Source organism: Moorena producens 3L, from assembly GCF_000211815.1.
GTDB classification, from domain to species: Bacteria; Cyanobacteriota; Cyanobacteriia; order Cyanobacteriales; family Coleofasciculaceae; genus Moorena; species Moorena producens.
Genome location: NZ_GL890964.1, coordinates 111102 through 123305 on the forward strand (window position 1 = coordinate 111102; position 12204 = coordinate 123305).

The window sequence follows — 12204 nt, forward strand, 5'->3', positions numbered from 1 at the left end:
TGATGACAGGTGTGAGTGAGAACAATGAATAAACAATTACGCGCGATGTTACTGATGAGTCCATTGATGTTGGTATCCCAATGGGCAGCATCCAAGGTCGCGATCGCACAAGAGGTTTCACCAAACCTTGACCCAGTAAACCTGGGGCAAATGCCTGCACAATCAAAGCAGGTGTCAGTTGATAAACTGATCAAACAGAGTAAACAAGAGTCAGCTTCCATGGGTCAAGTCACCAGTGTTTCCCAACTGCGTGATGTATCTCCTGGAGACTGGGCTTATGAAGCGCTACGGAGTTTGGTAGAGCGCTACGGTTGTATTGCAGGATATCCCAATCGCACCTTTCGCGGGAATCGCGCAACAACCCGGTATGAATTTGCCGCTGGTTTAAATGCTTGCTTGAACCAGATTGAGCGTTTAATTGCTGCGTCTACCGCCGATTTTATCACTCGTGAGGACTTAGAAACCCTGCAACGGCTGATTCAGGAGTTTGAATCAGAATTGGCTACTCTCGGTGCACGAGTGGATAACTTAGAAGGACGGGTGGCATTTTTAGAAGACCATCAGTTTTCTACCACCACCAAGCTAGAAGGGGAAGTGGTCTTCTCTATTGCCAACGCCTTTGGTGAAGACAGTGACAACCAAGTCGTGTTCCAAGACCGGGTACGTTTAGCGTTTGTCTCCAGCTTCACCGGTAAAGATGCCCTCTACACCCGTCTGGATGCCGGTAATGCAGCTACCTTTGATGGCACAGACCAAGGTGCCTTTACTTACAGCTTTGACAGCGGCAACGACCTGGGTATTGGTTGGCTAGCCTACTACTTCCCGATTGGGGATAATATTGATGTCTATCTGCCAGCTGCCTTTCCCCTTTGGCAAGATTTTGTCCCCACCATCAGCCCCTACCTGGATGACTTCACTGGCGCTAGCGGTGTTCTTTCCAGCTATGCTGAATCGAGCCCCATCTATAAAATTGGTTTAGGCGCAGGTGGTGGACTAGGCATCAACTTTAGCCTCGCCGATGCCGTAGTATTGAGTGCAGGTTACTTTGGTGGCAATTCCTTTGACCCCTCTGAAGGTCAGGGTTTATTCAACGGTGAGTTTTCTGCCTTAGGTCAGCTGACATTTTCCCCTAGCGACAGCTTTCAGTTAGCCTTCACTTACGTTCGTGCCTACTTCAATGACTTTGATGATGACAACGCTATCTTTGATACAGGTGTTGGAACTGAAAACGCCAGGGCACCCTTTGGTGATGGAGGAGATGTCACAGCAAACACTAACTCCTACGGCGTAGAAGCCTCTTTTCAATTCTCTCCCAATTTAGTAATTAATGCCTATGGCGGCTACACCGATGCTGAACAAGCTTCTGGTGGCAACGGTGATGCTGAGATTTGGTACTACGGTCTAGGACTGGCATTACCAGACTTTGGCAAAGAAGGTAACTTACTTGGTATAGTTGCCGGTTCTGAGCCTTATGTTGGTGGTGATGATGATACCGCCATTCATGTTGAAGGCTTCTACAAGTATCAGGTAAATGATAATATCTCGATTACTCCCGGATTAATCTGGATTGCTGCTCCCTTTGGAGACAGTGATAACGAGGATGTCGTGATTGGTGCTCTTAGAACTACTTTCAAATTCTAAGACCTGATCCCAAGTCCGGTTAATCACTTATAATACTGTAGAACCCATGGCTTTTCATGACTTGAAAATTGAAAATTGAAAATTGTTAACTTTCAAGTCACGAAAAGCAAAAAATTATAAGAAGTTAACCGGGCTCGGTATTAGCAAATTATTAGTAATATCATGTCCGCTTGAATACTTATACTAGGGGCGAAAGCAAGGCATTTGGCATTTGGAACCCACCCCTAACCCCTCCCAGGAGGGGAATGGCAGAAGTAAAGGAGTAAGGTTTCAAGGGATAAAGTTTTTTATAACTAATTATCCGAACCTGATATAAGCATATGCTAATAGCTAATAACTGAGAGCTGATAGCTGATAGCTGATAGCTTACAATTATTGAGACGTCTTAAGATTTTTTTCAGTTTGTTTAAACTTGTTTAAGCCGCTTCAGCTAGCTAAAGATTGTCGCTATCGCGTGGATGAAATCGATTACTACTCCAGTCCCTCAGATATGTGGATAGCATTGCCAGTAATGATTTAGAAATTGCTGTCAATGCTTGATCTTATCGAATTATTTATTGTTAATTTGCTTGAATTATTGTAACTAATAAGGTAGTGAGCGCTCACTGTCTCAGGAATTGCGATCAGAAATTGCGATCGCTTCTTTGTCCTCTATGCATAATCTTGGTCATTTGTCAATCAATACCGGGTATTAAGCTTTTTTAAGATTTTTGTTCTTGCTGTTTAAGCTGGTTACCCTTGGTTCTACTATAAATTAATAACTTAAATCCAGATCGACCTTTCCCCCTCATCCCCACTAAGCCGACTTGGCTAGTGTAGTCATACCTGATTATGGTTAGGGGGAAAGGGTAAGTTTGTAGCAACATGATCACAATAAAAAAACCGAGCCAGCAATTAATGTTGGTTCAACTTAACAAAAATAAACAAATTAATTATATCAATTCTGAAATAACTTCCCAATCTAAAAGTTGGAAACAGCTTAGGTGGTTAGATAATAACCTAACCCAGACTAACCTGGTCTGGCGGTTGTGGGTTATTTTGATGATAGTAGTTACTCATCATTTAAGCAATCCTAGACAATTCCAATCCTAAGGCTGAACAACTTTTCGGAAGCTTCTAGCTTAGACCATTGATTGATTAGAAAAAAATTTTAATTTTAGTCCTGGTGAGTTGTTAGCTTTCCAGGATTGGCTGGTAACTCAATAACTATAGCTCCAGTCAATTTGTTCGTTAACCGGTGCTCATTCTCTAACCAACATAATTTTAACGTGAACTATACAGCAATTTAGTGGGACAATGATGGCTATATATCAAGACCGGGAAGCCTTTATCCCTTACCGTCGAACCGATTTGATCGAACTTTGTCTTGAAGATGGAAAACTTGACCCTACCAACTCCCAGAAGTTTCGGGATTTTTGCGAAATTCTGTCAGCCTATTATCATTTTAACTTCCATGAAACCCTGGAGAATTTAAAGGATAACTTTGCTCCCTTTAATCCTGATGCTGACACCAAGTCGATCAAGGAACTGACTCCAGATCAGAAGAGTGAGAGGGAAACTAAATTGATATCGACCTTGACAACTCTCCTGAAAAGTGCAAATTACTTTTCCTTACCTAAAAATATCCTGGAACAGGCTGTGTCAGAACACTCATTGATTGAACTAAAGACTGAGATAGATTTTGATGACTTTGAGGAACTAGTTTGCTATGGTAGAGGAGACAAATCTAAAATTTATTTTTTGAACAAACTTTTAAAACCAACTGAACAAAACATTGAAATCTATGAACGAGTAGTTTTATTGATTAAATTCAAAGATAAATCTTATTTTGAATCAAAAACTTCTAAAAAACTGAAAAATCTCAACTTTGTTCCCGGTAAAATTTATGTTTATCTCTATGGCAATATTCCCAAATTTGATCTAGAATTCTTATTTCCAAATGTTCAAATAGGAATGACCTGGAAAGACCGCCTATTATTTGGTTTACCTGCCATTGGAGCTGCCATTCCTCTTCTGGTCAAAGTTCTACCCCAACTTATCTTTATCCTGGGAATAATTTTGTTCGCTATGGGAGTGGAAAGCTTCAGAATTGACCAAGAAAAATCCCATGATATTATGGCTGTACTGCTCACTACTTTATCTGTGGTGATCGCCTTCGGCGGATTTGCATTTAAACAGTACACAAGTTATCAAAATAAGCAGATTAAATTTCAAAAAAGTGTTACCGAGACCCTTTTCTTCAAAAATTTGGCCATTAATGCTGGTGTGTTTAAGTCTTTGATTGATGACGCTGAAGAAGAAGAATGTAAGGAGATTATTCTAGTTTATTATCATTTATTAACTAGTAAAAAGCTACTTAACCCTAAAGAGTTGGATAACCACATTGAAGCATGGATGGATGATAAATTTGACACCAAAATTGACTTTGATATCAATAATTGCCTGCGTAACCTCGAAGAAATAGAGGGCAAAATTGTAAAGGATAACCTAGAACAAGGGAGTAGATGTCCAATCCCTCTGCTGACCTATGATCACCAAGGTCGTTGTCAAGTCTTACCCCTACAGGAGGCTAAAACCTTGATCGATTATGTTTGGGATAATGCATTTGGTTAACCATCTTTAGTCTCCTCTAAGATTCATGGTTCATAGTTCATAGCAACAGTACTAATCAAAACTAATGAACCATGGACAATTAACTATGGATAATTAACCAGCCCACAACCCCCAGAAAAATCGGTTTGGAACACCAACCGATGGTCTAGCTCAAGACATAGACAAGTTTCACGTCTGAGGGTGACAAATTGGCAGGCTGCTGACTGTCTGGTTGTGTGAGGTTTGCAATTAGGTGAAGCAATAAAGTGAGCATGGCGGCTTGAATTAGTCTTTGGAACATGAGTGTTCTCCTGAATCCCGATGGGCTGGCAGTGATTTTTCTCTGTTGAATATCTACAGAATATCTACACATTCCCAATCTACGACTCCGGTAAAAAACTTGTCAGGTATAAAATTTAGGTAAAATTATGGAAAATTAAGGAATTAAGTCTTATCACTCTACTAGCTGTCTTTCCAATTCTTGCCGCAGACGGAAAAGAATAGTGTCCGACTCCACCCGGTCTAGAATTTCTTTAATGACGGTACTTGCTCCTAGTGGTCCGAAAGAGCAACCTTGTTCGAGATAAACCTGTGCCGCTTGACCAACAGCATACGCCCCATAACCGGCAATTCCAGCTTGGGTAATTGCTGCCCCAGCAAAGGCACCCAAGCCACTCGGACCGATAACCACTGAGGCACTCTTACCTACACCAAAAAGCACACTGGTACCCAGTTCACCTAGCAGTAACCCTCCAGAACTGATCAAAATCTTTTGCCATAGCTTACCTGCTTCATAGCTAGTCATAGGTAGACCATACAGCCGCGCTAGAGAACGAATCATCACCAAGTCAGTCAGAGTACCCCCTAACACATCTAAAATTCCAATCGGATTGAGGGCGACTGCTAGTGCTTTATACTTGGCAAACTGCCAGATTAAGTCTTCTGCTTCCGTTTTGTGTAACTCAATGGCTTTTTTGGCAATAGTATTCTGAGTATTGCGGGCTTGAAATAGAGCGTTGAGGGCTAAAAGTGATCGCCCTTCTCGGTTAAGTAGACTGAAAATTTTCTGTTTAAGCTGATCCACATTCGGAGGTGGAGTTTCCCATTCATAGGTCACTCTACCATCAGGCCACTCCACCCGTACTTCCATAGAAGCTGGTTCTGCTGCCACTAGGACAATTTCATCCGCTGACAACATCTTTTGTAAACGCCGATCCTTGGGGCTACCGGTACTGAGTTTTTGCAACTGTTGATAAATTGCCTCCCGGTCTTGTTCTGGATAGAGGTCAATTTTGTTAAATACCAAGATTAGAGGCTTTTGACTTTGCCGCAGTTCACAAAGAGCTTGATATTCAGTGCGAGTGATATCACCAGCCACGACAAATAAAATTAAATCGGCTTGGGATACCACCTCCCGCGCCATCTGCGCCTTTACTTCTCCATGGATTTCGTCCAATCCTGGCGTATCAATCAACTCGAAGAGGACTTCACTTTCGGAGCTAGGTGTCCACCGTACCGACTTGGGCCATTGAGTGACACCGTGAATCGGACCAGTTTTAAGAATTTTTTGTCCCAGCAAAGCATTAATTACCGCTGACTTACCACGACTAACCAAACCAAAAGCGGCAATGCGAATCAATCCTTGGTCAAGTTTGTCTAGGCTAGATTGCAAAACCTCTAATTCAGTTTGCAGCAAGGCTTCCATTTCCACATCAGCAGGATTCCCCTGGGAACGATGAAAATTGGTGTACCAGGACAAGGCTTGCTGTAAACTGGCACGAGTGCGGTTGAAGAGAGTTTTCTGCTGGTTGTTGGTGCCATAGGATGTCTGATTACCACCAGCTGGTTTAGATTGGGAAGATCCAGGATAACTCAAGGTTAAATAGGGAAAGACCAGTTACAGTTACTATTTTTACCTAAGCCTTGATGAGAAAATACCCATTATCCGATAGCAATTACCTGATACCAAGTTGCAGTCAAAGAATAAACAAAAAGGAATTGGGAATTAGGAAATTTCCCCCAATTCCTCCTGACCCCATAGGTAAATTAAACGTCAACAACGCCACTTGCTATAAGCCTGTAGACTAATGTGGGATTGGCGCAGGCTGATTGATGGAGGTAAATATGAGTGATGTGAATAAATCTAAACAACAGCTGATTCAGGAAGTGAAAGCACTGCGCCGACAAGTGGATCAACTTAAAGCTACACGAATCGTCTTCAGTGCTCAACATCAGCTATTTAAAACCTATGCCACCATGATGCAAACCGCCTCTGGCTCCCTGATGCTTAGAGCTTTGTTACAAGATATACTCCACGTTGCTGGTCGGCTCACTAAGGCAGAGGAGAGTAGCCTGTTTTTACTCAATGCTGATGGTATGGTCACTGAGAGTCTTCTAGCTCGCGGTGCAACCCTCCCACGATATAAAAAGCAGATCATTGGTCAGGTTCTAGACCAAGGTTTAGCTGGTTGGGTTAGCCGCCATCGGGAAGTTGGGCTGATCACTGATACTATGGATGATGACCGCTGGCTTACCTTACCTGGTCAGCCCTATCAAGTACGCTCAGTATTAGCTGTTCCTATTCTCAGGGGCAAGAGGTTATTAGGCATTATCACCCTAATGCATTCCCAGGCGGAACACTTTGGTGCTAAATCTGCCCGTTTAATGGAAATGACTGCTGAGTCCATGGCTTTGATCTTAGAGAATGCTCAACTCCACAGTCAACAACAACACCTAGGGCAACAGTCTCCTCAGAACTATCAAGTTTTCTCCCCACCCAATCAGCTCACTGAGAGTTCAGATAATTTCTCTTCCCTGGGAATTTACATAATTTATAGTAAAGGCGATTTTCTATATGTTAATCCCAAAATGGCGGAAATTTTTGGCTATTCCTTTGGTGAACTTATTTCTCTGCAATCCTTACTACACGTGGTGGCAGAAGACAAGCGTAAATTTGTGGATGATCGAATAACTAATTGTCTTCAGGGTCAGGGTAAAAATCTCTACTTTACCTTTCCTGGTCAGTGTAAAGATGGCAGCAGGATTAACCTAGAAATTTATGGTTCCCGAACTAAATTATACGGTAAGTTAGTAATCATTGGAGCTTTGCGAAAACTTAATCATTTAAGGGGTTAAGTTCTATGATGTTTGCTCGATTATGTTTGCTCGATGGTGTTTCCTCTAGCAATACTATTGCCCTGAGATATAGTCATCGGCAGGTTTAAAAAAATAAGTTTTATAAAAATTATGGATAGTGTCTCTAATTTTTTGATAGTTTAGAGCTGATTCGCTTAATATTTCTGGAACGGCTAGCAATGGTAGCTTTCCCTTTACCGATTTGTACAAATACTTTACCAGAGAAAAGATTACTGAGAGCTGGGCGTTGGTAAACTACAAAATCATCTAGCTTTGATGTTTCCTCAAACCCCATCTCGGTCAGAGCATCATTGAGAGCAGCAGTAAAAACTTTCTTACTCCTGAATTCTAGGGATACTGTAACGGTTCGATTGAAGTAGGTACCTAATAAACCACCGATTAAGCCAAAAATTATACCAACACTATAGGGCATCCCTGTCACCAGACTTAGCCTCAAAACTTGCGAGGAAAAGACAGTGGTAATTAGGGTTGTACAGGTGAAGTAGTACAAGAATGTTATTAATAAACCAGGACCGAGCTGCATAGAAATTTTATTTGATGTTATAACTATACATTTGCCATTAGTTTAAGACATTTTGAATCTGTTTCAACAGGTGCGACCCGTGGCGAATTTAATTCTTAATGGGTCAAGCGCACCTTTGTTTTTTCCAGAGCGCGTTCGCGCTCTGCTGACCATCTCCATCTTCCGAGAGAGGTAAATCTCGGTCTCTATCCAGGGATGGATTGGGGTAGTGAACGGATTAACATACCTTAGTCTAGCTGATCAACTGGTTCACAGGGGTTGATCAAGTTAGCGATCGCTTTTAGCGGAAGCGAAGCTTCATCGCGTGTAAATCCCTTTCATCTGCCTAGGGTCTCATGGTCAATGGTTCCGCTAAAAGCCGTTAAATACCGGTTTGTCAAAGATACTGATTGTGCTGTTTAAATAGATGAATTATAAATGGGCGGTATAGGAGTCGAACCTATCTAGTACGGATTAAAAATCCGTTGCACAGCCGCTATGCCAACCACCCAGATTCTATGGGAATGACAGGAGTTGAACCTGCAACAATTCGGTTAAGAGCCGACTGCTCTGCCAATTGAGCTACATTCCCATCACAAAAGCAAAACCCCTCTGGGTCGAGTTGAACAACCACATCTAAAATTAGGACTGTCAGTGCCAGTTCCGCGCTTCAGAGGGAAATCCACCAGGGAGGTACTGACCCTCCTACCACTGCGTTATAAAAATCCTTTAGAGCCGAAAACCCCTTGTCTAATGACCGGGGATGAAGGCTCACAGCGGCTTGACGCGCCGTGAAAAAAACATTCTGAAACTTTCCAAATTTTTATTCTGAGTATGGTAAATTAAAATAATAACGGTAGAGGTCGATAACCGATGATCATATTAGAGTTTAAAGCGAAAGGCAAGAAACATCAATATTCTGCAATAGATGAGGCTATTCGGACAGTTAAATTCATCCGAAATAGTTGCCTAAGGTATTGGATGGACAATAAAGGGGTAAACAAATTTGACCTCAATAAATACAGTGCTGTCCTTGCTAAAAAATTCGCTTTTGCAAATGAGCTAAATTCTACCGCTCGTCAGTCCAGCGCTGAAAGAGCATGGTCATCAATTGCCCGATTCTTTGAAAACTGCAAGAAAAAAGTACCCGGAAAGAAGGGTTTTCCTAGGTTCCAAAAACACTGCCGCTCAGTCGAATATAAACAGTCAGGCTGGAAGTTGTCCCCCGACAATAAATCGATAACGTTTAGCGACAAAAAGGGAATTGGAAAGCTCAAACTCAAAGGTACATGGGACTTGTGGCGCTTTGACAAGAAACAAATAAAGAGGGTTCGGATAGTCCGTCGAGCTGATGGCTATTACGTTCAGTTCTGCGTCTCGGTTGATATTAATGAGCAGTTAAAACCTGCTGACGCCACCATTGGCTTAGATGTCGGCCTAAAGGATTTTTATACCGATTCTAGAGGAAATACTGAACCTAACCCCAGATTTTACAGAACGGGAGAAAAACGTTTAAAGTTTTACCAACGCCGGGTTTCCCGGAAAAAGAAAGGCTCATCCAACCGCAAGAAAGCAATTAATAGACTAGGTAGGACACACCTCAAAATAAGTAGGCAACGTGAAGAACATGCCAAGAGACTGGTTAGAAGTTACCGCAAGAAGAGTGCAGCCTTTATAGTTGGTAGGCTATGCATCAAAGGTGGCAGGTTTTGTTGTAAGGCTGCACTCTTCTAAGGTTTCGTCTCCGGCGCGTTGCGTGGTTCGATCTAACGATTTGGTCGCTTACGAAGATTTGAGGGTTAAAAATTTGGTTAAAAACCACTGCTTGGCTAAGTCTATTAATGATGCAGGTTGGTATCAATTTAGGAGTGCGATTCGTTGGTGAGAAACCATACCATGAATGTATGGGGGATTAACCGCTTGGTCCAATAGAACCACGACAACTTGATAACCATGAAGGTGAGAATCCTTCCCTCGTGAAATCCGAGTGACAGCCTTACCCTGATTCATGAACCTAACAAACTCATGGATTAATGCAAGGGTCGAACAGTGAAGCACCCTTAACCTGACCAGGTGTTAGTAACAGGCAAAGAACCCACGGGTACGAGAGAAAGATACGTCTGAATCATCGTCATGATAACGTAGCGAAATAAGGTTTGATACGCTACAGACAAATAAGTCAATGGAAGAAGGTTTGAATAGTTTTCTAATTATTCAAAGATTTCCCAGAAGTCTTCCCGGTGAATAGTATCACCCTAAAGGTTCACAGAATGGTTATCAGGAACGAAGTAACCCTCATACATACTCTCAGAAAGGTCGAATATTCTGAGTAGGTAGTTAGCCGCAAGTTAGATGAGGGCAAGATTGAGTCAGAAGCAAATGCCTAGAGTAATAACTAGGATACGCTGACCGACTCACGTTATAGGAAAAAGTATAGTCGTAAGTAGTAATGAAAAAGTCTAATACTCTGGGATTCTCCCAAAAGTCGGAATGGAATAAAGTCAACTGGCGAAAGCTAGAAAAGACTGTATTTAAGTTACAAAAACGAATATACCGAGCCTCACAACGTGGTGATGTCCGCGTGGTAAGAAAGCTACAAAAGACCATGATGAAATCATGGTCAGCTAAGATGATTGCGGTCAGACGGGTAACTCAACAAAATAAAGGCAAAAAGACTGCCGGAATAGATGGGGTCAAAGCTTTAACGAATAAGCAACGCCTCAAATTAGTAGCCAGCCTGAAAATCCTAAAGAAAGCTCAACCAACCAGAAGGGTATGGATACCTAAACCCGGAAAGAAAGAAGAGCGTCCTTTAGGGATACCCACCATATATGACCGTGCCCTACAAGCCCTAGCCAAACAAGCATTAGAACCAGAATGGGAAGCCAGATTTGAACCAAACTCCTATGGGTTCAGACCTGGACGCTCATGTCACGATGCTATAGAAGCAATATTTAGCAATATATGTCATAAACCAAAATGGGTTCTAGATGCAGATATTGCTAAATGCTTTGACAAAATAAATCAGGAAGCTCTACTAGAAAAATTAAATACTTATCCATCCATGAGACGTTTAATTAAGTCCTGGCTTAAAGCTGGTGTGATGGATAAAGGAATATTCTCACCTACAGATAAGGGCACCCCTCAAGGTGGAGTTATATCCCCACTTTTAGCAAATATAGCCCTTCATGGCATGGAACAGGCGGTATGGAATCACGCCAACTCGGTGAAAGGAAAGAAAACCTATTATAAAAGAGGATTGTCCCTAATCAGATATGCAGATGATTTCGTAATAATGCACCCTGACCAGAACGTGGTAGTAGAATATCAACAAATAGTCAACGAATGGTTAGGAAATATAGGGTTAGAACTGAAACCAAGTAAAACTATAATAGCCCACACATTTAATGGTTTTGATTTCCTAGGATTCAATATCAGACAATATAAAGCGGGGAAAAACCACTCAAAACAAGGTTTCAAAACTATCATCAAACCATCCAAGGAAAAAGTGAAAGAGCATTATGAGCAGCTCTCATCAGTAATAGACAGATATAGAGCCGCTCCGCAAGAGGCATTAATAAGCCATCTTAAACCCATTATAAACGGATGGTGTAATTATTACAAATCTGTATGTAGTAAAGACACTTTCAACAGTTTAGGGTATAGGCTTTGGAACAAACTTCAGAGATGGGGATATAGGAGACACCCTAATAAATCAAAGACCTGGGTAGCTAAGAAGTATTGGGGAACCATCGATGAGGATAGGTGGACTTTCATGAAAGATGTGAACCATTTTCTCCCGAAGCATAGCAAAACGGAGATAGTCAGACACAAGAAAGTCCAAGATATAAGAAGTCCCTATGATGGAGACCTAATCTATTGGAGTACCAGAATGAGAAAGCATCCTGAGATGACCACTCAGAAGGGAAGGCTTTTAGAACGGCAAGAAGGGAAATGCGCTCATTGTGGTCTTACTTTCAGGGATGGCGACTTATTAGAAAAACACCACATCTTACCACGTGCTCTAGGAGGTAATAATAAGGATGAGAATCTGGAGTTATTACACCTACACTGCCACGATGCAAAACACGGAAAGAGAATAAACACCTCAAGTCTAGATGACAATCCGTTAATGAGGTACCAATGACAATGGTTCCTATGATGAGGAGCCGTGTGATGTGAAAATGTCACGCACGGTTCTGAAGACGAGTCAGTGGGGTGATTCACTGGCTTAGTTTAATAATGGTTGGAGCATTTTGGAACCAAGTTTGGTAGGATCACTGTTGCAGTAAACCCCGCCTACACCAGCCAAA

At 41.9% G+C, this 12204-nt stretch carries 9 protein-coding genes and 2 tRNA genes; 5 read left to right on the forward strand and 6 right to left on the reverse strand.

Translation table 11 applies throughout. The annotated features are described in order from the left end of the window. The first annotated feature begins 24 nt into the window (after positions 1-24). Positions 25-1641, forward strand: a complete 1617-nt coding sequence (locus LYNGBM3L_RS26365; RefSeq protein WP_008188599.1) for an iron uptake porin — start codon at positions 25-27, stop codon at positions 1639-1641. A gap of 1299 nt (positions 1642-2940) precedes the next feature. Continuing rightward, entirely contained in the window at positions 2941-4254 is a 1314-nt protein-coding gene (locus tag LYNGBM3L_RS26375) for a TMEM143 family protein (protein WP_008188605.1), read from the forward strand. A gap of 145 nt (positions 4255-4399) precedes the next feature. Here the strand turns inward: LYNGBM3L_RS26375 and LYNGBM3L_RS50860 are convergent, their stop codons facing one another. Next, on the reverse strand, positions 4400-4606 hold the full coding sequence (locus tag LYNGBM3L_RS50860) for a QAALIT motif small membrane protein (RefSeq protein WP_499882043.1): 207 nt from the start codon (positions 4604-4606) through the stop codon (positions 4400-4402). 81 nt (positions 4607-4687) lie between these two features. Then, positions 4688-6109: a GTP-binding protein gene (locus LYNGBM3L_RS26380; RefSeq protein ID WP_008188607.1), complete on the reverse strand. Its 1422-nt coding sequence runs from the start codon at positions 6107-6109 to the stop codon at positions 4688-4690. Between the two features lie 248 nt (positions 6110-6357). Between LYNGBM3L_RS26380 and LYNGBM3L_RS26385 the strand changes: the two genes are divergently transcribed. Then, positions 6358-7368, forward strand: a complete 1011-nt coding sequence (locus tag LYNGBM3L_RS26385; protein WP_044494882.1) for a GAF domain-containing protein — start codon at positions 6358-6360, stop codon at positions 7366-7368. A gap of 124 nt (positions 7369-7492) precedes the next feature. Here LYNGBM3L_RS26385 and LYNGBM3L_RS26390 read toward each other — a convergent pair whose 3' ends face one another. The 3 genes from LYNGBM3L_RS26390 to LYNGBM3L_RS26400 form a co-directional block, all read right to left on the reverse strand. Beyond that, entirely contained in the window at positions 7493-7801 is a 309-nt protein-coding gene (locus LYNGBM3L_RS26390; protein ID WP_048815331.1) for a hypothetical protein, read from the reverse strand. Between the two features lie 529 nt (positions 7802-8330). Continuing rightward, positions 8331-8402: transfer RNA gene (locus tag LYNGBM3L_RS26395), tRNA-Lys, on the reverse strand. An 8-nt stretch (positions 8403-8410) separates the two neighbouring features. Continuing rightward, positions 8411-8483: transfer RNA gene (locus LYNGBM3L_RS26400), tRNA-Lys, on the reverse strand. 281 nt (positions 8484-8764) lie between these two features. On the opposite strand from LYNGBM3L_RS26400, the gene LYNGBM3L_RS26405 reads away from it, so the two are divergent. Then, complete coding sequence (locus LYNGBM3L_RS26405) at positions 8765-9625, forward strand: RNA-guided endonuclease InsQ/TnpB family protein (protein ID WP_008188613.1); 861 nt, start codon at positions 8765-8767, stop codon at positions 9623-9625. A gap of 123 nt (positions 9626-9748) precedes the next feature. Here LYNGBM3L_RS26405 and LYNGBM3L_RS45230 read toward each other — a convergent pair whose 3' ends face one another. Then, entirely contained in the window at positions 9749-9901 is a 153-nt protein-coding gene (locus tag LYNGBM3L_RS45230) for a hypothetical protein (RefSeq protein ID WP_008188615.1), read from the reverse strand. 439 nt (positions 9902-10340) lie between these two features. On the opposite strand from LYNGBM3L_RS45230, the gene ltrA reads away from it, so the two are divergent. Next, positions 10341-12038 (forward strand): group II intron reverse transcriptase/maturase, encoded by a 1698-nt coding sequence (gene ltrA / locus LYNGBM3L_RS26410; RefSeq protein ID WP_008182183.1) that lies wholly within the window; start codon positions 10341-10343, stop codon positions 12036-12038. Positions 12039-12204 lie beyond the last annotated feature (166 nt).